This window comes from Candidatus Hadarchaeales archaeon (genome assembly GCA_038736355.1).
In the GTDB taxonomy this organism is placed as follows: Archaea; Hadarchaeota; Hadarchaeia; order Hadarchaeales; family WYZ-LMO6; genus WYZ-LMO6.
In genome coordinates, this window is the sequence record JAVYML010000003.1 from 103,975 (window position 1) to 130,262 (window position 26,288).

Consider the following 26,288-nt stretch of genomic DNA (forward strand, 5'->3'; position numbering starts at 1 on the left):
TATAGCCTTCTGAGGAGTTTATTGATGCCAAAGCTCTTCGGAACCTTCGGGGTGAGGGGAATAGCCAACTTGGAGCTCACTCCGGAGCTCGCTTATAAGTTGGCTTTGGCCCTGGCCACCCACTTGGGAAATCAGGGTGAAGTGGTGGTGGGGAGGGATAACCGTACCTCCTCGGAGATGTTGGAGCAAGCGGTGATTGCAGGGCTAACGGCTGGAGGATGCAAGGTTTTGGACCTCGGTCTGGTCCCGACTCCCGTGCTTTCCTTTGGAGTGAAATACTTCGGAGGCTCTGCAGGGGTGATGATCACGGCCTCCCACAATCCACCCGAGTACAATGGGGTGAAGTTCTGGGAAGCGGATGGAAGCGGTTTCTCGAGGGAAAGGGAGGAAGAAATAGAAAAGTTGCTGGAGGGGGGAGAACTCAAGAAGGTGGGGTGGAAGGAGATAGGGAGGGTGGAAAGAGTCGATGCCCTGGAGCCCTATAGGGAGGAGGTACTGAAGAGGGTGAAGGTTCGGGAAAGACTGAAAGTGGTGGTGGACTGTGGGAATGCGGTGGGATCTTTGGTGGTTCCGCAACTCCTTTCCGACTTGGGTATGCAGGTGGTCTCGTTGAACGATTATCTGGATGGTACCTATCCCTCCAGAAAACTCGAGCCCCTCCCCGAAAATCTCACCCTTCTTTCCCGCACGGTCTCTTCCTGCGGGGCGGATCTGGGCATAGCTTTGGATGGGGATGCCGATCGCTCGGTGGTGGCCGATGAAACGGGAAGAGTATTGATGGGTGACAGGGTCTTCGCCCTTGTGGCCAGACACTATCTCAGGGGAAGGAAGAGGCCGAGGATCATCACCCCGGTGGCTACGAGCTCCGTGATAGACGATGTGGCGAGGGAGCTGGGGGGAGAGGTGATACGTACAAGGGTGGGGGAACCGGAAATCGTGGGAGAGTTCAAGAGAAGGGGGGGAGATCTGGGTGGCGAGGAGAATGGAGGGGTAATGTTTTTCGACTGGTCCATGTGCAGGGAAGGCATCTTCACTTCCCTCAAGTTCTTGGAAGCCTTGGCGGAAAGTGGAAAGAAGACCTCGGAATTCGATGCCACCCTCCCCCTCTATTTCCAAGTGAAGGAGAGGGTTCCATGCCCGAACGAATTGAAAGCTAAGGTAATGGAAGAATTGGAAAGGGAATTTTCCTCCTATCCCCTTGACCGAACGGATGGGGTGAAGGTCTTAATGGAAGATGGATGGTTGCTCCTCAGGCCTTCGGGCACGGAACCCATCTTCAGGTGTTTCGCGGAGGCTAGGACGGAAAGAAGGGCCAAACAATTGGCGGAGCTGGGTCTCAGGAAGTTAAAAGAAGTGATGGGAAGGATGGGATGATACTTCCCTTACCGCCTTTCCCGTTCTTCTCAGACATTCCAGTGCGCTTTCGTAGGTGGGAAAGCCCCTGAGCCCGCACTCCGGTCCAGCGTAGGCTATTCTTTCCTTCCCGAACCTCTCCAATACTTTCTCGAGCCTGAGTTTCATCTCCTCCACTCCTTCCAAGTATTCTTCGGCCCTTTCCTTCCCCTCTTTGATCCTTTTCCAGATTTCTCCCACCCTTTCCCCAGTTCCCACCTTCTGGATCAGAAGCCCATCGAAGTCCGTTTTGGCGATGCTCACCTTCAGCACCTTATCCCTTTCCTCCAAGAGGCGCAAGGTCTCTGGGGAGGAATAGAGGGGATCCCCCACATGGGATTCCACGGCGTTGAGGTTCTCCAGTTCCCAGAAGAGTCCATCGGAAGTGTTGTGGAGGTGGAGGAGGGTCTTCACGCCCTTTCTTCTAGCTGCTCCCAAAACCTCTTCCCAAGCTTTAAGCAGGACCTCCCTCCCTTCCGCTCCCTTGTCCAGTCTCGGGTCATCCACCCCAAAGATGGGTTCATCCAGCGAAAGGAGTTCCACCCTTAACCCTTTTGTCTTCGGGAGGTTGTTGGAAACGAGTTTGGATAGGGGTTTGGAGAGAAGGGTGAAGAGACTTTCGTCCCATCCTGGGAAGAGGGAGGCCAGGGTATAGGGACCCGTCACGCAAACCTTCATCTTCACCCCTCCCCTTTCCTCCATCCTATCCGAATGCTCTAGGAGCACCCTGATCTCAGGAAGAACCTCTTCACCCTGTTTCACCGAAGGTTCTTCTTCCAGAAGGTATCCCTCCCCCTTTCTCCTCACCCCTTTCATGCTTTCGAGGAAGCTCGTGATCATGTCGGAGAACTGGGGATAGTTGGGGAGGGTGAGCCCACACTCGAGTTTGTCCAAAAAGGAGGAGAGTACTATTTTTTCAAAATATTCTGCCTCGGGCCCCTTTTTCCCCTTTAGGTATTCCCTCCTTCCCCTTTCCAGTCTTTCCTCATCCCCGGGAGGAGGTAGACTCCCCACATCGCAGATTTCTATAGGATCCACCAGCTTCTCCCCCCCTCGAACTTTCCAACCATCCTTATCCTTCTCCCGCACTTCGGACATTTCCCGTTCTTTAGTTTGTAATCCAAAACGGAGAAACCCTCCCTTTTCACCAGAAGTTCCCCGCATGAAGGACAGAGGGTATCTTCTGCCCCTTCCAAAGCCACATTCCCAAGGTATACGAACTCTATTCCCTCTTCCTTGGCTATTCTCTTGGCCCTCTCGAGGGTGGAGAGCGGGGTGGAGGGTTTTCCCTTCAACTTGTAGTGAGGAAAGAACCTGCTGAAGTGCACGGGGATGTCGGGGGAAAGTTTTTCCCTCACCCACCTGCAGAACTCCCTTATTTCCTCCGGATCATCGTTCTCTCCCGGGATGAGAAGGTAGGTCACCTCCAAATGTTTCCCCTTCCTCACCAGCCACTCACAGCTTTCTAAGACAGGCTTTAAGCTGGGAACACCCGGAAACTTGCGGTAAAACCTGTCCGTAAAGGCTTTCACGTCTACATTGGCGGCATCCAAGTAGGGGGAGAGTTTTTCCCAAGCTGGGAGGTTCAAATAACCATTGGTCACCATCACCGTGTAAAGGCCCTCCTTCTTCGCCAATTTGGAGACATCGTAGCAGTATTCCCACCAAATCGAGGGTTCGTTATAGGTGAAAGCTATGCCGGAACACTCGGTTTCTTTGGCTCCTTCCACCGCTTCCTCGGGTGCAAGTTCTCTGGTGTAGACCTCTCCCAGTCTAGATTGGGAAAGCTCCCAGTTCTGGCAGAAGTCACATTTAAAGTTACATCCCACACTGGAAAGGGAAAAAACGAGGGATCCCGGCCAGAAGTGGTGTAAGGGTTTCTTTTCGATGGGATCTGGATTGGCTGCGGTCACGGTACCATAGATGAGGGTATAAAGTTTTCCTCCCTCGTTCTTCCTCGCCCCGCAGAAACCCGTTTTCCCTTCCGGGATGGAGCAGAGTCGGGGGCAGAGGAGGCACCTTATCCCCTCTTCCGTAGATTCCCAGAATTCAGCCTGTTTTTTCATCTTTCTATTATGGAGGGCAAACTTTTAGACCTGACCAAGAGTCGCAAACTATTATTAGAAGAAAAGGAGGAAGAAAAAGGATGGAAGAAGCCAAGAAAGAAATGGAAAAATATCTGGAAAAGAATTGGAGAAAAGCCTTTGAAATGTGGTTTTGTTGTATGCTCCAAATGGGTAAGAAGGTGGAAGAGGTAATACCGAGGGACATAAGAACGGGTCTCCCCTATTCCCTCCTCTACGAAATAGGTGTGGGTTGTGGAAAGAAAGCGGGAAGATGGATGATGGAGGAATTCAAGCTTGAGGGAAAGGACATAAGGGAGAAGGTGAAGTATTCGAACGCTTTTTTCGAGTGCAGCGGGGTTGGGGAGATCGAGTTCTTCAAGGAAGGGGAGAAAAGAATTTTCAGGTTCAAGGGGGGCTCCTTCATTGCCAAAAGGCTGAAGACGGGAATGAAGACTTGCCACTATTTGGCAGGTTTCATAGCAGGAGTGACGGAGGTTTTTGTGGGAAGAAAGTTCAAGGTAGAGGAAATAAGGTGTGTTTCCCAGGGAGACAAGCACTGCGACTTCTGGGTCTTTCCTAAACCTTAAGTCATTACTAGGTGTTAGTTTTGCACGTGGTGAAGGGAGAAGACTGGAGAAAAGAAGTGGAGAAAAGTGCCGAAGAGATTTTGGAGGCCCTCTCGAAGAGCCTTGAGGCTCTCCCCGCGGAAGAGGAGACATACTACTTGAAGGAACTTTCCAGACCACTCAGGGAGGATGGTGTTCCTTCCCCGGAGGGGGAAAGAAAGGCCTTCAGGAAGAGATTCCTTTCCCTAGCACCTTCCGTGGACGAGGAGGGAAACCTGAGGACAGAGGCCGCAGGATGGACACGCTGAAGAAACTGGAAGCTCTGAAAAGGGGGGAACTCTCTGCGGTGGAAAACTTGGAGTACTTTTTGGAGCGTATAGAGAGGCTGAATCCAAAGCTTAACGCCTTTCTCCAACTGAACCCCAAGGCCAGGGAAGAGGCGGAGGAAGTGGATAGGAGGATCAGAAAGGGGGAGGGGGGGAGGCTTTCGGGGCTGGTGGTGGCCGTCAAATCCAACATCAACGTGTTGGGCTTGAAAGCCACCTGTGCTTCGAGAACGCTGGAGGATTATGTTTCTACCTACGATGCCGAGGTCATCACGAGGATAAGGAGGGAGGGGGGCATAGTGGTGGGAATGACCAACATGGACGAGTTTGCATGCGGTTCCAGCGGGGAAAACAGTGCCTTCGGTCCTACAGAAAATCCGGCTGCTCCGGGATATATTCCGGGAGGATCCAGTAGCGGGAGTGCAGCGGCGGTGGCAGCAGGGCTCTGCGATTTGGCCCTAGGGACGGATACGGGCGGGTCCATCAGGAATCCCGCCAGCCATTGTGGGGTGGCAGGATTGAAGCCCACCTATGGGTTGGTTCCGAGGCATGGTCTCATAGATTTGGGGATGAGCCTAGACCAGATAGGTCCCCTCGCTCCCGATGTTCACGGTCTTTCCCTCCTCATGGAATGCATAGCCGGTTTGAACCCCAAAGAAGGAGTGATGTTGGAGGTGGAGAGGGTCTCCTATGGGGATCTTGAAAGGGGTGTGGAGGGGATGCGCGTGGGCATATGCCCTCAGTTTTTCGCCCTCACCGATCCACGCATCAACGAAGTGATCGAGAGGAGGATAGAAGAACTCCGAGACTTGGGGGCGAAGGTGGAGGAGGTCTCCATACCACATCTGGAGCACGCTCTTTCCGCCTACTACCTCATCGTCTCCGTGGAGTTTTTCTCGGCCACCCGTAGGTTCGATGGAAGGAAGTACGGCAAGCGTATCGAAGAGGTTTGCGGGGAGGAAGTGCTCAGGAGGATAGCTATAGGAAGTTACATAAGTAGGAAAGAATATCGGGGGAAATATTATCAAAGGGCCCTGCAGCTCAGGACCCTCATAAGGAAGGAGTTCTCCTCGGCCTTTGAAAAAGTAGAAGTGCTGGTGGGACCTACCGTGCCCAAACTTCCCCACAGGTTGGGACAGAAGCTTTCTCCTCTAGAGATGTATGCCTATGACTACCTCACCGTTCCAGCCAACTTGGCAGGCATTTGCGCAGGAGTGGTGAGGGGAGGAGAAGTGGATGGGATTCCGGTGGGAATCCAAGTTCAGGGTCCACCCTTAGGCGAGGAGAAGGTCCTGAGGGTGATGAGGGCCCTGGAAGTGATGGGATGCAGACAAAGATAGGTTTTGAGGTCCACCTACAACTGAAAACGGAGAGGAAGCTCTATTGCGATTGTCCCACCAACTATGCCGAAGTACCTCCGAACACGAATGTGTGCCCTATCTGTACGGGCATGCCAGGAGCCAAGCCCATGATGCCCAACCGTGCCGCCGTGGAGGCGGCCGTGGAAATCTCCCTCATGCTTGGTTGTTGCATTCAGACGGGTAAACCCCTCTATATCCAAAGGAAGCACTACGATTATCCCGATCTGCCGAGTGGCTATCAGCGTACCAGCGTACCGCTGGCCGTGGAGGGTAGCTTGGAAGGAGTTAGGATAAGGGAGGTTCATTTGGAGGAAGATCCAGGGCAGTACGATCCCGTTTCGGGTTCCGTGGATTTCAACAGGTCCGGCATACCCTTGGTGGAAATCGTGACTGAACCCGACCTTCGTTCTCCTGAGGAAGCCAGACGTTTCCTCCGTCTCCTCACAAGGGTACTCGAATACACGGGCAAGGTGAGGCCAGAAGCGGGTGGTGCGATGAGGGTGGATGTAAACGTTTCGCTAGAAGGAGGGGGAAGGGTGGAAGTTAAAAACATCAATTCGGTAAAAGGGGTTTATAAAGCCTTGAAGTTCGAACTTCAGCGTCAAGCTGAGAGGCTCAGGAGAGGGGAAAAGGTAAAGAGGGAAACAAGAGCCTACCTGGAGAGCCAGATGATCACCGTGCCCATGCGCATGAAGGAGTTCGAGGAAGACTATCGATACATTCCGGATCCCGATCTCCCACCCCTTTTCTTGGAAGAGGAATGGGTGGAGGAGATCAGGAAGAGGATGGTTGAACCTCCCCATCTGAGAGAGAAGAGGCTGGTGGAGGAATATGGGATTTCTCCTTCCGCTGCCAAGGTAATCACCAGCGAGAGGGAATTGGCAGACCTCTTTGAAAGGGTGGCGAAGGAGGTGAATCCTTCCTTCGCGGCTGATTGGTTTAGGACCAAGTTGAAGAAGGTCCTAAATTACCTTGGACTCAGGGCGGGAGAAGTCAAGTTTTCGGTGGAGCAGTTTCTTTCCCTCTTGAAGATGGTTGAAGGGGGGAAGATTTCGAGGGAACAGGGAGAACTCGTACTAAGGGAACTGGTTAGGAAACCCAGGGAACCCGAGGAAATCCTGATCGAGCTTGGATTACTACCGTTGGAGGAGGAGGAGCTGGAGGAACTGATGGAAAGAGTTCTGGAAGAGAATAAAGGAGCAGTGGAAGATTATCTTCGTGGGAGAGAGGAGGCCCTCAACTTCCTCACGGGTAAGGTTCTCAAAGCCAGTAAGGGCAGGGCAGATCCTAGGGAAGTGGTCAGGAGATTAAAGGAAAAGCTGGAGGAGAGGCGTGGGAAGGACTAGGAATGGGTTGATCCTGACGGTGTGGGCTTCATGTTTCATGGGAATGGCCCTTTCGAGGGCAGTGGGGAGAATAAGCCTTTCCCTTACCCCCCTGGGTGATGGACTGGGATATTCCCTCCCCCTCTTCCTGGTCTTTCGTTTCACCAAGAGGGGAGGGTTCTGGAAGTCGGTTGGGATCAGGAAGGAGGGTCTTTCTTCAAGTTTTCTTTGGCTCTTCACCCTTTTCCTCCTCTTCTCTTTTCTCATAGCCTTCTACGGGAAAGCGGTTGCTTTGGTTTTGGGGGAGGATCCGGCCGAGGAGATGTTCAGGAGGATGAAAGAAGAATTGCCCACTTGGTACTTCGTCTATTTCGCCTTCGCTTCCTTCCTACCCGTTGCCCTGGTGGAGGAAGTTACCTTCAGGGGTTTCATCCTGAGGGAGCTTTTGCCCATGGGTCCGATGAGGGCCATCTTCCTCAGTTCGCTCATGCACTCCCTTTCCCACCTTTGGTATGCGGAGTTGGGTGTACCGGGTCTCACCATGTTTGGCTCGGCCTTTCTTTTTTTCCTCTGGATGGGAATGGTTTATGCCAAGACGGGGAACCTCATAGCACCTATCTTCATGCATGGTTTGAACAACTTCTCCCTCTCCCTAAGATTTTTCTTGGGTGAGGGAGCGGTGGAGGTCCTTTCCCTCTTCCTCCTCTTCCTCAGTTGGCTTTCCCTGCTCTATCTGCTCCTTTTCCGAGGGAAAGGTCTGAGGGAGGAGAGAAGAAAGGAGGAAAGACTCAGGGCGAGGGAGGAAGGATTGAAGAGGATGATGGAAAGACTGGATTCCTTCAGGAAGGAAGGAAAGATCTCGGAGGAAGAATGGAAGAGATTGAAGGGGGTCTACAAGGCTAGGCTGGAGGAATTGGAAAGGGAAAAGTCGGAGAAATAAATATAGGGAAAGGAGGAGAGGGAGTAGGATGCCAGAACTGACGGAAAAGGAAAGGGAGGAATTGGAGAAGTCCCTTTTGGAGCTGAACAGGGGAAGGGTCTTGATGGAGGCCATGAGGGAGCAAATAGCCCTCCTGAGCACCACCCTTTCCGAGCTTTCCTCGACCATAGAGACCATCAAAAAGCTCAAAGAGTTGCCGGAAGGGACGGAGATCCTGACCCCCATAGGTTCGGGTTCCTTCGTGAGGGCCAAGCTCATGCCCCTTGAGAAGATTTTGACTGGGGTGGGTGCGGAAGTCGTGATAGAAAGAACGCCCGAGGAGGCTTTGAAGTTCCTGGAGGAAAAATCCGCTGAGGTGGGGAGGGCAGTTCAGAGGCTCCAGTCGGAGATGGCAAACCTACAACAGAAAATGGAAGACCTCCGACCCCAAATAGAGAAGCTCCTTTCGAAGGTTAAAGAGAAGTGAGATGCTCGAGAAACTCAAGGAAAAACTGCGCAAGGTAAAGGCGAAGCTCACGAAGAAACTGGAAGAGAAAGCCACCCAGAAAGAAGAGGAACCAAAAAAACCCTCCAAGACCGCTCCAAAGCTTAAGGTGAAGAGGGCACTGAAGAGGGCCATAGGAATTGAGCTCTCTCCTCAGGATCTGGAGGACATTCTTTGGGACTTGCAGGTTTCCCTCTTGGAGAGTGATGTGGCGGTACCTGTAGCGGATGAGGTCCTACGGAGGGTGAAGGAAAGGCTCACGGGAAGAAAGTTGGGACTAAGGGAAAATCCAAGGAAGGTGGCAGAAGAGGTGCTGGAAGAGGCCCTCAGGGAAATCCTAGAACCGAAGGAGAAGGTGGATCTGATGGAAGTGATAAAGGCCAAGAACGAGAAGAACGAGCCTGCGGTGTTGGTTTTCTTCGGCATCAACGGAACGGGAAAGACCACCACCATAGCCAAGTTAGCCAAGTACCTCAGGGACAAGGGGTTCAGGGTGGTCCTGGCGGCTTCGGATACTTTCAGGGCCGGAGGGATAGAACAACTGGAAATACACGCCAAGAGATTGGGAGTGGAACTGGTGAAACAGAAACAGGGGGCGGACGCAGCCGCAGTGGCCTATGATGCCATTTCCCATGCCAAGGCCAGAGGTTTTCAGGTGGTTTTGGTGGATACCGCGGGCAGAATGCAAACCGATAGGGACTTGATGGATGAGATGAAAAAGATCGTGAGAGTCATCAAACCGGATCTCAAGATTTTCGTGGGGGATGCCCTAACGGGAAACGATGCGGTGGAACAGGCTAAGACCTTCAACCAGGAGGTGGGAATAGACGGTTCCATCCTTTGTAAGATGGATGCCGATGCGAGGGGGGGAGCAGCCCTTTCCATTACTTACGTGACGGGTAAACCAATCCTCTTCTTGGGTGTGGGGCAGGGATATGAAGATCTGGTGGAGTTCAAGCCGGAGCTAATCCTGAAGCCCCTCTTGGAGGAGGGCTGAAAGGCACTATCCTTCGGTTGGGTAAAGGGCTTTTTCAATCAACCCCAGTTCTGCTCCCGTCGTGGGTTTTCCTGTCAGGAAGCCTTTGGAGTTTGCGGCCACGCACATGCCCACATATTTTTCTCCATCGCATGCCGTCCCGGTGAAGACGGGTACTCCCAGTGTTTCCCTTATCCTCTCGATTTCCTCCTCCGTGGCGTCTGGATGGAGGAGGGCTCCCCTGTTGGTGACCACACCTGCGCTCCCCACCGTCTTGAGACCCGAAATGGTCCCCCTCTCTATGGGAACTCCTAGGGCTGAGCTGAGCTCCTCCACCATTTTCTCCGGGAGGGCTGAGCTGGCCAGCCCCCCCTTATCGTTCACCAGTAGGAGGTTCCCCAACGCCGTGAACTTTCCCTCGATCCTCTCCACTTCCACACCTCCTTCCTTCAGGTTTTTTTCCTCCTCCTCCGCGAGCAGGTGGGGGGCCACCACACAACGCGAATTCCCGGCCAAGAACACACCCAGCAGGGAGGAACCCATTACTTCTCCCCTGATTATCGGTACCCCCAGTTTTTCCTCCACTTCTCGCTCATCCAACTTCAAATGGCGGGGAAAGATGGCCACCTTGTCCGTGACGAGACAGAAAAGCCCTAGGTAGGGAGTCCTTCCAAAGTTGAGACGTAGGAAAGGCATACACCTTTACTCCGCGAGGAAAACCTCCACTGAGCCATCCTCCTTCTTCACCGCTTTAACCCTTATCTTGGAGGGAGGTTTTTTGGCCCCCCTGCTCCAAATCCTACGGTTGAGTTCCTGGTCTATCTTCACTTTCTCCGTCTTCAAATGTTTCATCAAGAACTTCCTGATGAGGTCTATAGCCTTGTTCGCCCTCTTGTATCGAGGCTTTTCCTTGGTTTCCCTCAGGGGGATGACATAAATTCTCTCTTCAGGCATGGGGCTCCCTCACGGTTTTAGTTTGGATCTGTACCAGCGCCTGCGCTTTATACTGTCCCTCACCCTTCCCCTCGTTTTTACCACAGCCCAGATGGGGGCTCTCCTCGTTCTCCTCCCAGCCTTGATGAGCCTCTTCTTCACCGAAAGCAGCTTGTTCCTGCTCATTTAAACCCTCCTTATCCTTATTTCCCTCCTCCTTTCCTGTAGCCTCCTCAGGAGCTCTTTTAGCTGGGCATCGGTGATGGGGGCCCTCAGCCTTCCCGCCTGGGCTAGGGCGATTAACTCCAGCTCTAGGCTTTCGGCGAATTCTGGTTTTACCATTTTCAGGTTGGTGAGCCTGCTCCTAGCCTCCGGGGTGAGGATCTGCTGAAGGATGAGTTTCTTCTGGAGTTCCAGTTCCCTCCTCATTTCCTCCCTCCTCTGTTGTTCTTGGAGTTGGGCCTGTAGTTCCAAAAGTTTCCTCCTCCTTATCTCCTCGAGTTCAGCTTCCTCCTCCAGAGCCCATCCCTCCCTTGATTTCCCTTGCCAATCTTTCCAAAAGTTCGGCCCCCTTTTTCGTAAGTTTTCTCCCTTCCCTTTCCTTCTTTTCCGCCAGTCCAGCCCTCTCCAATTGCTGGAGAAGGGTCCTGATGATTTTTCCCCCTCCCTTCCTGAAATGCTCGGGGGCGCTTCCCCTGTTCTTCCTTCCTCCGTAGTAAACGCGAAGCCTGGAAACCCCCACTGGACCATCCAAGTAAAGTCTCCGGAGGAGGGAGGCTCCCCTGATGTACCACCAATCCAGTTGCTCGGGGGGCCTTTCCTTATGTACCCCCGTCTTTACATACTTGCTCCACTCCGGAGGCTTCACCTCCTTTAGTTTTTTTAGTTCCTCGGCTGTCTTGGCAATGAGGAGTTGGGGTGGAACTTCTCTGACGGACATCTTCTTCGTCTTCCCCCCCTGCTTAATAATCCTATCGTCCTTTTCTTCCTCCCAGAGGTATGCGTACGGCATGTCCGCAGGTTAGGCAAACCTTCACCACCCTTCCCGATCTCACCCTTACCCTGCATGAAACACCCGGTTTCAAGAGGGTTCTGCATTTCCTACAAAACTTTTCACGCAGGTGGGGAGGAAGTTTGACCCTATATTTGAGTTTTAGTTTCCATGCCAGTTCTACATATCTCTTGGAAAGGGTCCTATCGGCGGACCAAACCTCCTCAGCCAATTGGAGGAGTCTCTCTATCCTCTCTAAGGCTATGGTCCTGTTGTCTTCCCTCACTTCCTCCCCAGCCTCCTTTCCTGTATCCCCCTCTTTTCTTCATAGGAAAAAATCAACCTAGCCACGATGGTGCTGGAGGGAAGGGGCTCGGGATCTACACAGACCCTTTCTAGAGAAAGTTCGCTCAGGTCGGAGAGGTATCCCCCTTCGGGAAAGCCACCCACTACCGCACAGACCTCTTCCTCCCCTCCGTAGAGTTCCTTCCAGAGTTTGGGTTCTCCCTTGGGGTCCAAAAGAAGGGTTCTAGCACCTATTCTTTGTATGAGCTCCCTCAGGCTTCCCCTCTCTAACTTCATCAAACCTCCTTCCGTCTCGCCCCGTAGAAAGAGCTCTTCCATCAGCCCCACGAAGCGGTGGAAGGATCTGGGAAGCCTAGTGGTTGGGTCTACGTGGATTATCTCGTTGTTTCTAGTGTGGACATAGATTTTCAATAGACCCTCCCTGTTCAGGGGAGAGTCCAAGCTGAGGAGTAGGCATCGATGCACGATATCTGGCCTTCCCCTCCGGAATCCATCCTTCAGTTTCTTCATGGCCGGATAGAAGAGGCTGGAATCCAACAGGAGCTCCGTAGGCTTTCTCCCCCTCCTCCTGGCCCACCACCTCACCACTTTATGATCCGCTATTTCCAAAGGTACCCTCTCGAGCTCGCAGTCCGCCAACACCAGATGAAGCATCAGTAGGCTTTTCATCCCGAGAGAAAAAACTTTTAAAGGTCTCCGTTAAAGGAAGGGGATAAGATGGATTTGAAAGGGATATTGCTGCTGGTGAGTGGATTGTACCTGTTGGTGATCTTTGCGGTGCTGGGGAGATTGGGACTAAAGGGGGACCTTCCAAAGTTCGTAGCGGTGATGAGGGCTGCCGTGCCCATTGGGATGCTCTTGGGTCTCATCGATCTACTTTTCCTTGCCTTGAGCCAACTTTAGACATTCGACAGTTTTATTAAGAGTAAAGGAAAAGGAGAGTCGTGAGGACTTCCGAAGAATATAGAGAAGCGCTCCGACGAATGAAGAAAAATGTTTACATAGATGGCAAACTCGTGGAAAGGGATGATCCCCTTCTCCAACCATCTCTCAACGTTCTTTCCAAGAGTTTTGATCTGGTGGAGGATCCCAACTTCAAAGACCTCATCGTTGTCAGATCCCACTTGGATGGGAGACCCATTAACCGTTTCACCCACATCAATCAAAGCGCAGAGGACCTCTTGAAGAAGCAAGAGCTGATAAGAAAGGCCTGTCATTTGACGGGCGGGTGCATTCAGAGGTGTATGGGATGTGACGCCATCAATGCCCTTTCCGTAATCACTTATGAAGTGGACAAGGCCCACGGTACAGAATACCATAGAAGGTTCACGGAGTACCTCAAGTATTTCCAAAAGGAGGACCTCACAGCGGCAATGGCTCAAACGGATGTGAAGGGTGATAGGAGTCTGAGGCCCCATCAACAGAAAGATCCCGATCTTTACGTGAGGGTGGTGGAAAGGAGGTCAGATGGGATAGTGGTGAGGGGAGCTAAAAATCACATCACCATGGCCGCTAATGCAGATGAGATCATCTGTGTGCCAACAAGGGCCATGGTTGAGGAGGACAAGGATTGGGCGGTAGCCTTTGCCATACCCGCCGATACGGAAGGGGTGAAGCTCATTACTCATGTGGCCAATGCGAGGCCCAGACAATACCTTAAAGCACCCATGGGCGAACTGGGAGCTGCCGATTCTTTCGTCATTTTCGACGATGTTTTCGTGCCCGAGGATAGGGTTTTCATGTGTGGGGAGTGGGAGTTCGCAGGTTTGCTGGCCCATGCGGCCGGCGGTCTTTTCCACAGGCATAGCTATTGCGGATGCAAACCAGCCCTGACCGATTTAGTGATGGGATCCGTGGCCCTTACCGCCGACTATTTGGGCATCGCCAACAAACCACATGTGCGTTCAAAGCTGGCCGAGCTGGCTTGTGTGGCGGAGTTGGTTTATGCGGCAGGGATAGCGGCCGCCGTCACGGGAGAAAAGCATGCTTCCGGTACCTTCCTCCCGAACATGGTTTACGTTAACGTGGGAAGGAGGCATGCGGGGGTTAACGTATACAAGGAGCTGGAAATCCTCACGGAGATTGCCGGGGGGCTCCCCGCTACCCTTCCCTTTGAAGGGGATTTCCTCAATCCCGAGACAGGGAAATATTTGGAGAAGTACATTAAAAGGAGGGAGGGTGTTTCCTCTGAGAACGTCCACCGCTGCTTCCGTATGCTTTCTGACATGCTGGCATCCTCTTTGGGTGGAGTAATGGCTATAGCCGGAGTCCATGGGGGCGGATCTCCCATTATGGAAGAAATCCTAATCCTCCTTACCTACGACTTTGATTCCAAAAAGGAATTAGTTAAATACTTGGCAGGCATAAAAGAGTGAGCGAAATGGGAGATAGGTTAGAAGCACTCTTGAGGATCCCTTTGGCTTTCGTCTACGGAATCATCATAGGTATCTGGGGACTGATCACGATTCTGGCCGTGATAATACACTGGCTCTACGCCATTATCTTGGGAAAACGACACAGGGGAATAGCCGAATTTACGAATCGCTTTGTATTCTATGTCTACGAGGTCTATCGTTACCTCTATCTGGTGACGAACGAGAGACCCTGGCCTATCGGAAAGACCAAAAGGACTCCTTCCCTACCGGCGGAAGTGGACTAGCTACCTTTCCCTCCATCTGGAGCCATACCTAGCAATGGCCCAGAGGAGGAAAGTTTGTAAAACTAGGGAAATCCAAGCCAGTCTCACGAAGCTCCTCGGGAAATGAAGGAGTCCGGTCTCTTGTTGGAGGATGATAGCACCACTTCCCGTGGGGATGAGTAGGGAGAGGGGTCTAATCTCTGGAGGAATGAGGGCAGCGGGATAATAGAGAGGTGGTAGGACGCTGAAGAGGATGGAAAGAATTCCCACCAGAGGCCAGGCATGTCTCGGTTCCCTAATGAAGGTGGAGAGGGTGAAGCCTAGGGAGGTGAAGGAAATCCAAACCAGCAGTAGGACGAGAAGGAGCTTCGGGAAATGTTGGGGGAGGAGGGGACCGTAAAAGTAGGAAATGAGGATGAGTAGAAGGAATCCAGGTAAAGAGTAGAAGAGGCTGGAAAGGGCCAGCCCAAAGAGGTAGGCAGAGGGAGAAACGGGGGAGGCTACAAACATATCCTGAATCTTACAAACGGTTTTGAAGTAAACCACGTCTCCTAATACCTCGATCCCAGTGTAAGCAAAAATGCTCAGGAAACCGCCTAGGACAGCGAAAGCCACCAGTTCTTCGGAGTAAAGTCTGAGGAGAAAAAGGAGGGAAAGGGGGAACATCAAGTAGGAAATGACCCAAAAGGGAGTACGCTTGATGGGGATGATACCATTTAGCCAGCCCAAAACGAGTGAGGCCTTAAGCTGTTTGAACAAGTTCATTTTCCCCACCCACCAGCAAGAAGAAGTCTTCTAAGTTGACTGGTCTGGATCTGGCCCTAATTCCTCTCCTTACAGCCCTCTTTACTATCTTTTCGGCCCCTTCTTTGCTGGTGTAAAGGAGAAGGGAGCCTGCATGGGGAAAGCACTTTCCGTACCTCTCCAGTTCTTCCCGTTTCCATCCACCTTCCACTTCCACCCTCACTTCCCATCCTATTCTGCGGACCAGGTCCTCCGCCTTCCCTCTTGCCAAGATCCTACCCCTTTCGATGAGGAAGACCTCATCGCTCAAGACTTCAGCCTCTTCCATGTTCTGGGTAGTAAGGAAAATGGTTCTACCTTCTTTTCTGAGTTCCCTGAGGAGCCTCCACACCTCCCCTCTACTCGGAAGATCCAAGCCGGCGGTGGGTTCATCCAAGAAAAGGACCTCCGCGTTCGTGGCTAGGGCCATGCCCAACAGGAGTTTTCTCTGCATACCTCCCGAAAGTTCAGAGGCCAGAGCTTTCCTCTTTCCCTCTAGACCTATCACTTTCAATACTTCCTCCGTTTTCATGCGGGCTTCCGAGGATCCTATACCCCTCATGAGGAGATAACCGTAAAGGTGTTCCCATACGGTGAGAAAACCTATCGGTTCCGCTTCTTGGGGGATACAAGCGATTTTTTTCCTAATCTTGTCTGGTTCCTTAACCACATCGTATCCCAATACTTTCGCCTTGCCAGAGGTAGGCATAAGCTGGGTGGCCAAAATGCGTATGAGGGTGGTCTTTCCCGCCCCATTCCTACCGAGGAGGCTGACTATTTTGCCCTTCTTAACCCTTAGAGTGATGTCCTGAAGGGCAAGGACACCACTTTTGTATCTCTTGGAGAGGTTCTGGCTTTCCACGGCGTTCATCACCAACTACCAAAGGAGGGTGGTTAAAGCCTTTGTACAGAGCGGGGTTCTGCGGGACCTTGTAATCAAGAGGGCCTGAAAAAGATTTCCAAAAGAGTGCGGCAGGCGGGATTTGAACCCGCGCTACAGGCTCGGCAAGCCTGTGTCCTGACCAGGCTAGACTACTGCCGCACCATAGGAATTCTCAGGAAGAGAGATATTTAAGTCGAAGGGGAGATTTAAGCGAAGGAGGGAGAGGGACTTGACCCTGCTGGAAGGTTTACTAGCCCTGGCCTTGGTCCTTTTGATAGGTTGGGTTTTCCTACCTGGCTGGAGGGTGCTGGAGGGAAGAAGGCTGGCAGTCAAGGTTAACAGGTTGGAAGGAGAAGTGAGAAGACTTACCCAAGAGAACATGAAACTCAAGGAGGAACTGATGAAAAGACCGGAACAAGAGAAGATAGAAGCCGATAAGATTTCTGCTTTGGTGAGGGATCTCGAGGCCCTTAGGAGTGCCATAGCGGGAGCTAAAGTAAGCACGGAGAGGCTCCAGAAGAAATATGGAGTGGGTCCTGGACCGGAGCTCCTCAGGAAGATCCTCCAATCTCAGCCTGACTTGACTTGGAGCCTGAAGGAGAAGCTGGCCCAAGACATCCTAGTGGGAGAAGTGGGAAGGGCAGTGCTTCGGTCCTTGGCTTCTTCCCCCTCGCTGGACCAAGCTTCTGCCAATACTGGTATTCCCCTGGCAGTAGTGAAGAGCGAGGTGAAGAGACTTCAAATTCTCGGATACCTGGACGAAAGGTTGGGTCTCACCCAGTTGGGAAAGATGAGTCTCAGCTGATTCAGAGGATCTTCAGGGCGGCTTTCCTTACTTTCTCCACTAGCTCGGGAAGGGTGAGCACTCTCAGGATGTATCTTGAGGCCAAGGTTCTCCTCAACGCTTCAGCGATCGGCGAAATTTCTGAGAGTTTGGTCTTTCCCCTCTCTAGGAGGACGGGTATTTCTACCTCTTCCATTCTTGGTTCGGACAAGAAGAGATCCACTAGGGGTATGTCCAGTAGCACGTAGCCTCTAGGCACCTTCGCCTTATCTGCTATTTCCTCCTGTAGATTCAGAAGAGAACTCCATCCCCTGAACCTCTTCAAAAAGCTTTCCCTCTCCCTTCCCTCCAGCCTCCTCCTCCTTTCCTCGTAGGCGGATTTGAAGAGCCTACGGTATTTCAGTCTCAGTACCATTTCCTTTCCATATCCCTCCATCCTCTTCAGCTCCTCCAACAATTCTCCGTCGGTTTTGGCATAGAGCTCCATGGGCGATTTACCTTCTTTGATGGACCATTCAACGGCATTGGCGAGCATGAGCTCCGCAGCCCTAACGGTGGGATGGAAGTAAACGGAAGAGTACATGAGGGCCCTCGCCGTGAGCATGCCTTCCACAGCTTCTATCCCTTTGCTCAGTATCATGAGGTGATTGTCTTGGACGACCAGTGTGCTCAGCAATCTCTCCACATCTATCATCCCCAAAGCTACACCCGTGAAATGGGCATCCCTGAGAAGGAAGTCCATTTGATCGAGATCCACCTCGCTCGAAAGTAATTCGACTAGGTATCTCTTCTTGTGCTTTTTTTCCAAAAGGGAAGCCACTTCCCTTGGTTTTATTCCCCATTTTTCGAGTTTTTCAGGAAGATTTTCGGTTTGTATTTCTTCCCCTTCCTCTCTTAGGAAAGAGGTTTTTCCTTCCACTAACTCACAGCTCATCTCCACGTGGTCTTTACCCAATTTTTCCAGCATCAGGGCTTCCAGAGTATGAGAAAAGGGAGGATGTCCTATGTCATGGAGGAGGGCCGCAGCACCTAAGAGGAGGAGCTCCTCTTCCTCCAGTCCTTGCAGTTCTCCGAATTTCTTCACCAAGTGAAGAACTCCAAGGGAATGCTCGAATCTGGAATGGTTGCCTCCAGGAAAAACCAAGTAAGCCATTCCCAGCTGTCGGATGCCCCTCAGTCTTTGCATCTCGGGGGTATCTAGGAGGTCCAGATAGGGACCTCCCACGCGTAGGCTTCCATGAATGGGATCATGAATGGTTTTTTCTTCCTTACCCACCTGTTTCCTCCTCCAAGAAATGAAGGAGGGGTGCGTAGGGGTCATCTTTGATGGTGCTGTGTACGATGAAGGTTTCCGTTTCCCTAACCCCCTCCAGGTCATGGATTTTCTTTACCACCTCTTTCAGCTCCTCGGGGCTCTTCACCATTACCACCATAACGGCGCTGTATCTTCCGAAGATGCGGTGAAATTCGCTCACATGTGGAATCCCCAAAATGACGCGTTCATTTTTTCTCCTTACCTCTTCGTGCGGATCTTCACTGATAAACACATAGGCTCTGGTTTCCAAGCCCAATTCGGAAGGATTCACTTTAACGGTGAAGGATAGCCCCCTTTTTTTCATTTCTTTGATCTTCTTGGATGCAGTTTGGCGGGAAATTCCCACTCTTCTCGCCAATTCGCTTACGGGTAAGGAACTGTCTTTGAGGAGCTCCAGAAGTAAACGTTTTTCGATTTCTTTCATCACCAAAAGTTTGTGTCTCTCTCTTTTAACATTTTGTTAATTTCATACCATTGGGGTTATCCAAAGGTAGGATTTAAGGAATCCTTAATGGAGTACATACAAAAAATTTTTTATAAGGATTTCCAAATTTTGCAGTTCATATGTCGGGATTCAAAGGGGGAGTCCATCCTAAGATTCAAAAGCTTACGGGTTACAAAAAAACCGAGGTTCTTCCGCTACCCCCTAGGGTAGTGATACCTTTGAGACAACACCTGGGTGCCCCCTGCGATCCTTTGGTAGAAAAGGGGGCCCAAGTAAAAACTGGGCAGAAGATAGGAGATTCCACAGCACCCGTTTCCGCACCCGTTCACGCTTCGATTTCGGGTACCGTGGTGGAGCTTTCCCCTAAGAGACTCCCGACGGGTGAGAAAGTGCTCTCCGTGATAATAGACTCGGATGGGAAGGATGAGTGGATCAAGATGCCCGCCTTGGACCCTGAGAAGTCTTCAAGGGAGGAGCTTCTTCAAAGGGTGAGGGAGGCAGGAATAGTGGGAATGGGTGGGGCAGGTTTTCCCACCCATATCAAGCTCAATCCTCCCAAGAAAGTGGATACACTCTTGATTAATGGGGTGGAATGTGAACCTTACATTACCGCCGATCATCGTCTGATGCTTGAGGAAGGTGAAAAGGTAGTGGAAGGGGCCAAGATCATGGCCAAGATCTTGGGTGTGGAGAGGATCCTCATAGCTATTGAGGACAACAAACCCGATGCCATAGAACACATGCAGAAGTTGAGCGAAGGGGTAGGTCGGGTGGTCAAGCTCAAGACCAAATATCCACAGGGGGATGAGAGACATCTTTTGAAAGCCGTTTTGGGCAGAGAGGTACCGGCAGGAGGCTTACCTTTCGATGTGGGTGCAGTGGTTCAGAACGTTGGCACAGCTAAGGCCGTCTACGATGCCGTGAAACTGGGGATCCCATTGGTGGAAAGGATAGTTACGGTGACGGGAGAAGTGGCGGAGCCCAAGAACTTGAGGGTTAGAGTGGGGACTCCCTTCACCTATCTTTTGCAGCAATGCGGTGGGACGGTGGGAAAGGTGAGAAAAGTGGTGGCGGGCGGACCCATGATGGGATTTGCCGTTCATGAAGATGTTCCGGTGATCAAGACTACGGGCTGTGTGCTGGTGATGGGAGAAGTAAAAGAGGAAGAAGAAGGACCATGCATCCGGTGCGGGAGATGTATTGAAGCTTGTCCCATGAGCCTGATGCCCACCCATCTTGTAAAACTGGTAAGGGCGAAGGACTTCGAAGCCTGTTTACAATATAACCTCTTGAGTTGTGATGAGTGTGGATGTTGTGCTTATGTTTGTCCCTCCAAGATTCCCATCGTTCATGTGATAAGGGAGGGGAAGAAAGGAGTGAGGAGGTTGAGGAAGTGATACCTGAAACCAAACTGCAGGTCTCCCCGAGTCCCCACATTAAGGACAGGGTTTCTGTTAGAAGGATCATGTTCACGGTCGTGTTGGCCCTCATGCCTGCCACGCTTTGCGGAATCTATCTCTTTGGTTTGCATGCCCTGTTCGTGATCGTGGTTTCCGTGAGCTCGGCCGTGGTTTCCGAATTCTTGGGATACAGGGTGATGGGCAAGAAGTTCACGATGGACGGTAGTGCGGTGATCACGGGTCTGCTCCTCGCCCTCTGTCTTCCCCCCTCCGTTCCCCTCTGGATACCCGCCGTGGGTTCTTCCTTTGCCATCTTGGTGGGGAAGTGTGCCTTTGGTGGTTTGGGTCAGAACATCTTCAATCCAGCCCTCGTGGGAAGGGCCTTCCTCTCCCTCAGCTGGCCCGCCCTCATGACCACTTGGGTTTCCCCCTTCGAGGGCGTGAGCACGGCCACTCCGCTGGGAACTTGGAAGACGGGAGGAGGGTATGCCTCCTATTCCGATCTCTTCTTAGGGAGAGTGGCTGGATGCATAGGGGAGACTTCTGCCCTGGCCATCCTGATCGGAGGACTCCTTTTGATAGCCCTCAAGTACATAGATTGGAAAACTCCCGTATCCTACATAGGCACCGTTGGTTTGCTCATGTTCTTGCTCGGTCAGGATCCCCTCTTCCACATCTTGGCCGGGGGGCTTTTCTTGGGAGCCTTTTTCATGGCCACCGACTACGTTACCACCCCCCTGACGGGAAAGGGCAGAGTAATCTTTGGCTTTGGGGCTGGGCTCCTCGTGGTGGTGATAAGGATGTACGGAGGCATGCCCGAGGGTGTCACCTATTCCATCCTCATCATGAACGCCTTCACTCCCCTGATAGATAGGTATACTAAACCCAGGGTTTACGGGACGGTGAGGAAAAGATGGTGGGAAAGGAAGAAGTGAAGCCGGTAGCGGTGTTGGTAATAACTTGCGTGGTATGGGGAGCCCTCTTGGGTCTCATTCACAGTGCCACAGAAAAGAAGATAGAGGAAGCGGAGAGGTCAGAACTTTATCGTACCCTTTCAGAAATCTTTCCCAACGCTCAGTTCGAAGAAGAGGAGGGCCACTATCTCTGTTTGGAAAACGGAAAAGTGGTAGGATATGCCATCGTGGTGGAGGAAAGGGGATTCGGTGGAAAGATGGAGGTGCTCGTGGGGATTTCCGAGGAGGGAACGGTGGCTGGGGTGAGAATACTTACCCACGGTGAAACTCCAGGTTTGGGATCCAGGGTGGCTGAGGAAGAATTTCTAGTTCAGTTCATAGGTAAGGATTTGGAAAAAATAGCCCTTAAGAGGGATGGGGGAGAAATAGAGGGAGTGACGGGAGCCACCATAAGCTCCAGGGCGGTGGTTAGGGCCGTGAGGAGCGGGTTGGAGAACCTCTTGGGAGTGGTGAGATGAAGGTCCAAGAATTCACGAAAGGGATCCTGAAGCGAAATCCCGTGCTGGGATTGGTCCTGGGTCTTTGTCCCGTTCTTGCCATTACTACGAAGGTGGAGAATGCCCTTGGCATGTCCTTGGCCTTCACCTTCGTGATAGTTCTTTCCAACCTTCTCATCTCTTCCCTCAAGAAGTTCATTCCCAGGGATGTGAGGATCCCTACCTTCATCGTGATCATAGCGAGTTTTGTAACCATCGTGGAAATGCTCATACACGGTTATTCCCCTCCTCTTTACGAACAACTGGGAATCTTTCTACCTCTCATCACCGTGAATTGTATTGTGCTCGGGAGGGCTGAGGCCTTTGCTTCCAAGCGCCCCGTTTCCGAAACCTTGCTGGACACCCTCGGTATGAGCGTGGGGTTCGCCCTTTCCATCATCGTCATTTCCTTTCTAAGGGAGTTCTTCGGAACGGGAAAGATAGTGGTTTTCGGTCATCAAATAATCCCTGGCCTCCTCTCCTCTCCTGCCGTGGGCATGATTTTGCCCCCAGGAGCTTTCTTGGTAATGGGTATCCTGTTGGCCGTCATGAAGAAGGCGAAGGTGATGTGAAATGGAAAACCTCTTGGGAATAGTCATAGCGGCCATCTTCATCAACAACATCGTTCTGACGAAGTTCCTCGGTCTCTGCTCTTTCTTCGGTATCTCCACTAGGATCAGGACTTCGGTAATGATGGGTATAGCCGTGACCTTCGTGGCCACATGTTCCTCCCTCATCACCTGGTTAATCCACAGGTACTTCCTCATGCCCTTCCACATAGAGTACATGAGGATCGTGGCTTTCATTCTGGTGATAGCTTCCTTTGTCCAGTTGGTGGAGATTACCATCAGAAGGTTCTCTCCTCCTCTCTACAGAGCTTTCGGGATCTATTTACCCCTCATCACGGTGAATTGTGCCATCCTCGGCGTGACCTTGATCAACGTGGATGTGGAAAGGTATTCCTTCGTGGCTTCGGTGGTTAACGGTTTCGCCACCGGTCTCGGCTATACCTTGGCCATCCTCATGATGTCGGGAATAAGGGAGAGATTGGAGATTTCCGAAGTTCCCTCTTCCTTCCGCGGTCTTCCCATAGCTTTCATTACAGCTGCCCTTTTGGCCCTGGCTTTCCAGGGCTTCAGTGGGATGGTGGAGTGAATGATAGAGGAGATGGGAATCATGGGGATCGTGGGCGCCTCCTTCGCCATCATGCTGGTGGTAGCCGCTAGGAAGATGGCCGTGAAGATAGACGAAAGGATTGAGAAGATCAGGGAAAAACTTCCGGGAGCATCCTGTGGGGCCTGTGGACTCAAGGGAGGTTGTGATGCCCTAGCAGAGGAACTGGTGAAGGATCCCTCCCTTCTCGGCAAGTGCAGGTTGGTTGGCCCTGAAGAGAAGAGGGAAATAGGGAAGATTTTGGGAATAGAGGTGAAGGAGGAGGAAGAAAAGAAGCTGCCACGGGTAAGGTGTACGGGAGAATCCAAGATCCTCTTTGAGGCCGCAGGTGAGAGGACTTGTTCAGCCTTTTCGGACCTGGCTGGGGGTCCCCTGGCCTGTCCTTACGGATGTTTAGGGATGGGTGATTGTGTGAGGGCCTGTCCCTTCGATGCTTTGAGGATAGAAAATGGGCTTCCCGTGGTGGACGAAGAGAGATGTAGGGGGTGCGGGCTCTGTGAACAAGCCTGTCCGAGGGGGGTGATAAAACTTCTACCCAAAGAAACCAAGGTCCTCCTCCTCTGTAATTCTCCAGCTTCAGGGAAAGAGGTGAATGCTTCATGTGCCAGCGGTTGTATCAAATGCAGGATATGCGAAAAGTCCTGTCCCGTTCAGGCCATAAAACTCGATCCTCTTCCCATCATCGATTCTTCCCTATGTAACGTCTGTGGAACCTGTGTGGAGAAATGCCCGCGAAAGGTGCTGAAACTTGGCGTGGCTCCACTCGCTTCGACCCCACCCATGCCTTCAGGTTAGTTCCCATATCTTGGGAAGATCCCAAGAAGCAGAGTAGGTGATTTTGCCATTTGAACCCACCAGCATGGCTTTCACCGTTCTTCCGGTGGAGGAAAGGTAATCTGCCAGGGCTCTTCCTTTCTCGGGTCCCAGCACGAAGAGGGTTGTGCTCAGGGCGTCGGCTTCCATGCAATTCTCCGCTATCACCGTGACGCTCATGCATTCCGTTGCCGGCTCCCCCGTCTTTGGATCCAAGATATGGTGGATCCTTCTGGAGCCGAGGAAGAAGAATCTCCTGTAATCTCCGGAAGTAGCGATGGAGAAGTTCTCCAATTCCAGTGCCAGCATGATTTCCTCCTTTCTCGGGTGCTGTATTCCTATTTTCCAAACCTTTCCGAATCCCCTCATCTCCCCCCCTACATTCACCAGGCCTGCCTTCACTCCCGCATCCTTTAGGATCTGATAGGCCCTATCCACGGCATATCCCTTTGCTATTCCACCCAGCGTTACTTCCATTCCCTCTTTTAGGAACCTAGCCCTACCATTTTCCACTTCCAAGCTCTCCCATCCCACTCTTTCCAGGACTTTTGAAAGGAGGTAGGAAGAAGGAAGTTTCCCCTTTTCTTTCACCTCTTTCATCCAAAAGTCCACGAGTGGTTTTACCGTGATGTCGAAGGCCCCTCCTGAGAGTTCGGAATACTGGAGGGAAGAGCGCAAGAGGAAAAGGGTCTCCTCCGAGAGCTCCACCCAGGAGGTCCCGCTTCGGTTCAGGGAGTAGATCTCGGTTCCATCTTTTTCCGCCGACATCAGGCTTTCCACCCTTTTTATTTCCCTGTAGGCCTTTTCCACAGCTTCCTTTGCCCTGTTTCGGTTTTCGTCCACCACCTGGATTTCCACGAAGGTATCCATAGCCAGACCCCTTCCTATCACCTTCTCTCCCCTGACTTCGATGGTTAGGGGATGTGCCGCCATGGAGCTGAGGAGGAGGGCGGTGAGGGCGATCATTCCCAGAAAGGCACCAGCCAGTTTTCTGTCTTCTTCTTCCAGTCTGGGAAGGAAGAAAAGAGAGGAGGAGAGGACGAGCTGGGAGAGGAGAAAGCCATACGCCATTCCTCCCACTCCGAACTTTTTTCCCAACACCACAATCCCCGCTAAGCCAACGGCTAAGGAAGAAAAATAGGAAAGGAGAACGGATGAGGTTTCTTGTCTGGAGTAAAGGCGGGAAAGTTCGATTTGGGTAAACGTAACTAGGGGAAGGGAAAAACTCATCACGCGCAGGACTATCGCACCCTTTTCAAAGGAAGGGAAAAGGGAGGAAAGGAACAAGGAAAGGGAAAGGGCGGAGAGGAGCAGGAGAGGAGAGGCTAGGAGGGCCTTCTTTTCGGTTTCCCCCACTTTTCTTCCAGATGCCCTTTCCGGGAGGAGATAGAAGAAAAAGATCTGGGGGAAGGAAGCGAAGAGGAGGAAGAACCTGTTTCCAAACTGGTACATGGCTAGTTCCTCTTTCCCGAAGAGTGGTCCTATGACCACCTTGTCTAGGAGGTTGAAGGAGGCCATCCCGATATCCACCAACCAGAGACCGAGCAGGAAGGTGGGAGGGGGGAAGGAAAACTTGCCTTCCTTCAGCTTGAGGAGAGGGAGAGAGAAGGGTAGGTAGGAGAGGGAAAGTCCCAACAGGAGCCCCTTCACTTCCCCCAACCTTAAGTAGAGGAGAAAGGGTAGGAGGAGGGTAAGGCTCCTGGCCCCTATCCAGAGCAGGAGATAACGGGAATAGGAGCGTTTGGAAAGCTCGAAATGAAAGCTCAGAGAAAAAAGGGAGAAGGAAAGGAGGAGAAGACCCGTCCATGGGTCCAGCAGGAGGGAGAGAAGAACGGCGATGGAAAGGCTGGGGAGGAGCCCCAGCAGTAGGCAACCCTTCAGGACCCCTTCCCCCCCTTTGGAATAAAGGGCTAGGGATGCCTTGCCAACCCCGAGGAGAGAGATTCCAGAAAGGAGCATGGCTAAAGAAACTCTCCAAGCTACTTCCCCGTATGCGAGGGGATGGAGGAGGAAGGCCAAAAGGACCCAGAAAAAAAAGCCTGAGAGGGTAGCGAAAACCTGTGCCATCGCCACTTGGAACACGCCGGTTTCCATCTCAGTCCCTTTTTCCAACCGCTTATATACTATCCTGCAGAGTCTCTTTGTGTTGGTTCCTTCTTCCCATGGGGATGTGAAGGTGGTGAAGAGTGGGGTGGAGTTCTCGGGTAGGGTGCCCTATTGGACGCACTTTTACCTCTACAAAGACCTGATCGTGGATACCGGGTGTTCGCATACGGCAGTGGAGGTGAGGGAGTTCTTGGGTGAAAGGAAGGGGGTGGTTTTGCTCACCCACCATCATGAGGACCATGTAGGGGGAGCGATAGCCCTTCAGGGAAGGCTCAAAATCTTTGCCCCCCTTAAATCCCTCCCGCTACTCGAGCACCCACCGGAGCTCCCAGATTACAGGAAGCTGGTGTGGGGCCAACCCCAACCTCTCAAAGCCCATCCCCTTCCTTCTTCCCTTTGCTTCGGTGGTTTGGAGGTGGAGGTTTTCGAGACTCCGGGGCATACCTTTGATCACGTTTCCTTCTTGGTGGATGGTAAGCTTTTTGCAGGTGACCTCGTGGTGGCGCCTGGACAGATGGTATGTATGAGACAAGAGGAGCTAAGGGATACGATGATTTCACTACGAAAAATCTTGAAGCTCGATTTCGAGTACGCCTATACGGGTGTGGGTGTTTTTTCCAAGGAAGAAGTGAGGGCCTATCTAGAGTATCTGGGAGGGTTGAGGAAGAAGGTGGAAGAGCTCCACCGAAAGGGGAAAAGTCCGAGAGATATAGTGGAAGAAGTCTTTCCCCATCCACCCGAAATAGTTCAGTTAATGGAAGTAGTGAGCGACGGGGAGTGGAGCAGGGAAAACATGGTGAGATCTCTGCTCGGCCTTCCGCGCTGAACATGC

At 52.1% G+C, this 26,288-nt stretch carries 33 protein-coding genes and 1 tRNA gene; 19 read left to right on the top strand and 15 right to left on the bottom strand.

The features are described from left to right. The first annotated feature begins 24 nt into the window (after positions 1-24). Entirely contained in the window at positions 25-1,374 is a 1,350-nt protein-coding gene (gene glmM, locus QXG22_05315; GenBank protein MEM0359404.1) for a phosphoglucosamine mutase, read from the top strand. On the opposite strand, the gene QXG22_05320 is transcribed toward glmM, so the two are convergent. Next, complete coding sequence (locus QXG22_05320) at positions 1,345-2,430, bottom strand: hypothetical protein (protein MEM0359405.1); 1,086 nt, start codon at positions 2,428-2,430, stop codon at positions 1,345-1,347. The two genes, glmM and QXG22_05320, sit on opposite strands and share 30 nt — an antisense overlap. Continuing rightward, complete coding sequence (amrS, locus tag QXG22_05325; protein MEM0359406.1) at positions 2,418-3,458, bottom strand: AmmeMemoRadiSam system radical SAM enzyme; 1,041 nt, start codon at positions 3,456-3,458, stop codon at positions 2,418-2,420. The genes QXG22_05320 and amrS overlap by 13 nt, the downstream gene beginning before the upstream one ends. An 80-nt stretch (positions 3,459-3,538) precedes the next feature. Between amrS and QXG22_05330 the strand changes: the two genes are divergently transcribed. The 7 genes from QXG22_05330 to ftsY are packed head-to-tail and all read left to right on the top strand — an operon-like array spanning position 3,539 to position 9,457. Further along, on the top strand, positions 3,539-4,045 hold the full coding sequence (locus tag QXG22_05330; GenBank protein MEM0359407.1) for a 4-vinyl reductase: 507 nt from the start codon (positions 3,539-3,541) through the stop codon (positions 4,043-4,045). 11 nt (positions 4,046-4,056) lie between these two features. After that, positions 4,057-4,332, top strand: a complete 276-nt coding sequence (locus QXG22_05335) for a hypothetical protein (protein ID MEM0359408.1) — start codon at positions 4,057-4,059, stop codon at positions 4,330-4,332. After that, entirely contained in the window at positions 4,320-5,690 is a 1,371-nt protein-coding gene (gene gatA / locus QXG22_05340) for an Asp-tRNA(Asn)/Glu-tRNA(Gln) amidotransferase subunit GatA (protein ID MEM0359409.1), read from the top strand. Before QXG22_05335 ends, gatA begins: the two co-directional genes overlap by 13 nt. Then, positions 5,675-7,057 (top strand): Asp-tRNA(Asn)/Glu-tRNA(Gln) amidotransferase subunit GatB, encoded by a 1,383-nt coding sequence (gene gatB / locus QXG22_05345; GenBank protein MEM0359410.1) that lies wholly within the window; start codon positions 5,675-5,677, stop codon positions 7,055-7,057. Before gatA ends, gatB begins: the two co-directional genes overlap by 16 nt. Next, positions 7,044-7,976 carry a type II CAAX endopeptidase family protein gene (locus QXG22_05350; GenBank protein MEM0359411.1) on the top strand — a complete coding sequence of 311 codons (933 nt, stop codon included), beginning with the start codon at positions 7,044-7,046 and terminating at the stop codon, positions 7,974-7,976. The genes gatB and QXG22_05350 overlap by 14 nt, the downstream gene beginning before the upstream one ends. 28 nt (positions 7,977-8,004) lie before the next feature. After that, positions 8,005-8,442, top strand: a complete 438-nt coding sequence (gene pfdA, locus QXG22_05355; protein MEM0359412.1) for a prefoldin subunit alpha — start codon at positions 8,005-8,007, stop codon at positions 8,440-8,442. 1 nt (position 8,443) lies between these two features. Further along, positions 8,444-9,457, top strand: coding sequence for a signal recognition particle-docking protein FtsY (gene ftsY, locus QXG22_05360; protein MEM0359413.1), 1,014 nt, complete (start codon positions 8,444-8,446; stop codon positions 9,455-9,457). Between the two features lie 6 nt (positions 9,458-9,463). On the opposite strand, the gene QXG22_05365 is transcribed toward ftsY, so the two are convergent. The 7 genes from QXG22_05365 to QXG22_05395 are packed head-to-tail and all read right to left on the bottom strand — an operon-like array spanning position 9,464 to position 12,335. Beyond that, positions 9,464-10,132, bottom strand: coding sequence for a translation initiation factor IF-6 (locus QXG22_05365; protein MEM0359414.1), 669 nt, complete (start codon positions 10,130-10,132; stop codon positions 9,464-9,466). Between the two features lie 6 nt (positions 10,133-10,138). Continuing rightward, positions 10,139-10,390: a 50S ribosomal protein L31e gene (locus tag QXG22_05370; protein ID MEM0359415.1), complete on the bottom strand. Its 252-nt coding sequence runs from the start codon at positions 10,388-10,390 to the stop codon at positions 10,139-10,141. 9 nt (positions 10,391-10,399) lie between these two features. Then, entirely contained in the window at positions 10,400-10,555 is a 156-nt protein-coding gene (locus tag QXG22_05375; GenBank protein MEM0359416.1) for a hypothetical protein, read from the bottom strand. Then, positions 10,556-10,990, bottom strand: coding sequence for a DNA-binding protein (locus QXG22_05380; GenBank protein ID MEM0359417.1), 435 nt, complete (start codon positions 10,988-10,990; stop codon positions 10,556-10,558). Further along, positions 10,872-11,309 (bottom strand): 30S ribosomal protein S19e, encoded by a 438-nt coding sequence (locus QXG22_05385; protein ID MEM0359418.1) that lies wholly within the window; start codon positions 11,307-11,309, stop codon positions 10,872-10,874. Before QXG22_05385 ends, QXG22_05380 begins: the two co-directional genes overlap by 119 nt. 31 nt (positions 11,310-11,340) lie before the next feature. Continuing rightward, positions 11,341-11,646 carry a hypothetical protein gene (locus QXG22_05390; protein MEM0359419.1) on the bottom strand — a complete coding sequence of 102 codons (306 nt, stop codon included), beginning with the start codon at positions 11,644-11,646 and terminating at the stop codon, positions 11,341-11,343. Beyond that, a complete protein-coding gene (locus QXG22_05395; protein ID MEM0359420.1) occupies positions 11,643-12,335 on the bottom strand; it encodes a 16S rRNA methyltransferase in 693 nt (230 codons plus the stop codon). Before QXG22_05395 ends, QXG22_05390 begins: the two co-directional genes overlap by 4 nt. Positions 12,336-12,383: 48 nt before the next feature. Between QXG22_05395 and QXG22_05400 the strand changes: the two genes are divergently transcribed. The 3 genes from QXG22_05400 to QXG22_05410 are packed head-to-tail and all read left to right on the top strand — an operon-like array spanning position 12,384 to position 14,325. Then, on the top strand, positions 12,384-12,569 hold the full coding sequence (locus tag QXG22_05400; protein MEM0359421.1) for a hypothetical protein: 186 nt from the start codon (positions 12,384-12,386) through the stop codon (positions 12,567-12,569). Positions 12,570-12,610: 41 nt separating this feature from the next. Then, entirely contained in the window at positions 12,611-14,041 is a 1,431-nt protein-coding gene (locus QXG22_05405; GenBank protein MEM0359422.1) for a 4-hydroxyphenylacetate 3-hydroxylase family protein, read from the top strand. Between the two features lie 5 nt (positions 14,042-14,046). Beyond that, positions 14,047-14,325: a DUF4389 domain-containing protein gene (locus tag QXG22_05410; GenBank protein ID MEM0359423.1), complete on the top strand. Its 279-nt coding sequence runs from the start codon at positions 14,047-14,049 to the stop codon at positions 14,323-14,325. Here QXG22_05410 and QXG22_05415 read toward each other — a convergent pair whose 3' ends face one another. From QXG22_05415 to QXG22_05425, 3 genes are all read right to left on the bottom strand, one after another. After that, positions 14,326-15,069: an ABC transporter permease gene (locus tag QXG22_05415; GenBank protein MEM0359424.1), complete on the bottom strand. Its 744-nt coding sequence runs from the start codon at positions 15,067-15,069 to the stop codon at positions 14,326-14,328. Then, the gene (locus QXG22_05420; protein MEM0359425.1) at positions 15,047-15,958 is read right to left on the bottom strand and encodes an ABC transporter ATP-binding protein; all 912 of its coding nucleotides are present in this window, start codon (positions 15,956-15,958) and stop codon (positions 15,047-15,049) included. The genes QXG22_05415 and QXG22_05420 overlap by 23 nt, the downstream gene beginning before the upstream one ends. 97 nt (positions 15,959-16,055) lie before the next feature. After that, positions 16,056-16,129: transfer RNA gene (locus tag QXG22_05425), tRNA-Gly, on the bottom strand. Positions 16,130-16,199: 70 nt separating this feature from the next. Between QXG22_05425 and QXG22_05430 the strand changes: the two genes are divergently transcribed. Beyond that, positions 16,200-16,775, top strand: coding sequence for a hypothetical protein (locus QXG22_05430; protein MEM0359426.1), 576 nt, complete (start codon positions 16,200-16,202; stop codon positions 16,773-16,775). Between the two features lies 1 nt (position 16,776). Here QXG22_05430 and QXG22_05435 read toward each other — a convergent pair whose 3' ends face one another. Next, on the bottom strand, positions 16,777-18,075 hold the full coding sequence (locus QXG22_05435) for an HD domain-containing protein (protein MEM0359427.1): 1,299 nt from the start codon (positions 18,073-18,075) through the stop codon (positions 16,777-16,779). After that, complete coding sequence (locus QXG22_05440; GenBank protein MEM0359428.1) at positions 18,023-18,493, bottom strand: Lrp/AsnC family transcriptional regulator; 471 nt, start codon at positions 18,491-18,493, stop codon at positions 18,023-18,025. Before QXG22_05440 ends, QXG22_05435 begins: the two co-directional genes overlap by 53 nt. 140 nt (positions 18,494-18,633) lie before the next feature. Between QXG22_05440 and rsxC the strand changes: the two genes are divergently transcribed. Genes rsxC through QXG22_05470 form a run of 6 tightly spaced genes read left to right on the top strand, consistent with a single transcriptional unit; the run spans position 18,634 to position 23,332 of the window. Continuing rightward, complete coding sequence (gene rsxC, locus QXG22_05445) at positions 18,634-19,911, top strand: electron transport complex subunit RsxC (protein ID MEM0359429.1); 1,278 nt, start codon at positions 18,634-18,636, stop codon at positions 19,909-19,911. Beyond that, complete coding sequence (locus QXG22_05450; protein ID MEM0359430.1) at positions 19,908-20,849, top strand: RnfABCDGE type electron transport complex subunit D; 942 nt, start codon at positions 19,908-19,910, stop codon at positions 20,847-20,849. Before rsxC ends, QXG22_05450 begins: the two co-directional genes overlap by 4 nt. Further along, entirely contained in the window at positions 20,828-21,346 is a 519-nt protein-coding gene (locus QXG22_05455; protein MEM0359431.1) for an RnfABCDGE type electron transport complex subunit G, read from the top strand. Before QXG22_05450 ends, QXG22_05455 begins: the two co-directional genes overlap by 22 nt. After that, complete coding sequence (locus QXG22_05460; protein MEM0359432.1) at positions 21,343-21,936, top strand: electron transport complex subunit E; 594 nt, start codon at positions 21,343-21,345, stop codon at positions 21,934-21,936. The genes QXG22_05455 and QXG22_05460 overlap by 4 nt, the downstream gene beginning before the upstream one ends. 1 nt (position 21,937) lies before the next feature. Continuing rightward, positions 21,938-22,519: an RnfABCDGE type electron transport complex subunit A gene (locus QXG22_05465; GenBank protein MEM0359433.1), complete on the top strand. Its 582-nt coding sequence runs from the start codon at positions 21,938-21,940 to the stop codon at positions 22,517-22,519. Next, positions 22,520-23,332: a 4Fe-4S binding protein gene (locus tag QXG22_05470; GenBank protein ID MEM0359434.1), complete on the top strand. Its 813-nt coding sequence runs from the start codon at positions 22,520-22,522 to the stop codon at positions 23,330-23,332. On the opposite strand, the gene QXG22_05475 is transcribed toward QXG22_05470, so the two are convergent. Continuing rightward, on the bottom strand, positions 23,324-25,444 hold the full coding sequence (locus QXG22_05475; GenBank protein MEM0359435.1) for an FAD:protein FMN transferase: 2,121 nt from the start codon (positions 25,442-25,444) through the stop codon (positions 23,324-23,326). The two genes, QXG22_05470 and QXG22_05475, sit on opposite strands and share 9 nt — an antisense overlap. Positions 25,445-25,496: 52 nt before the next feature. Here QXG22_05475 and QXG22_05480 point away from each other — a divergent pair, with 52 nt between their 5' ends. Next, on the top strand, positions 25,497-26,282 hold the full coding sequence (locus tag QXG22_05480) for an MBL fold metallo-hydrolase (protein MEM0359436.1): 786 nt from the start codon (positions 25,497-25,499) through the stop codon (positions 26,280-26,282). Positions 26,283-26,288: the final 6 nt, after the last annotated feature.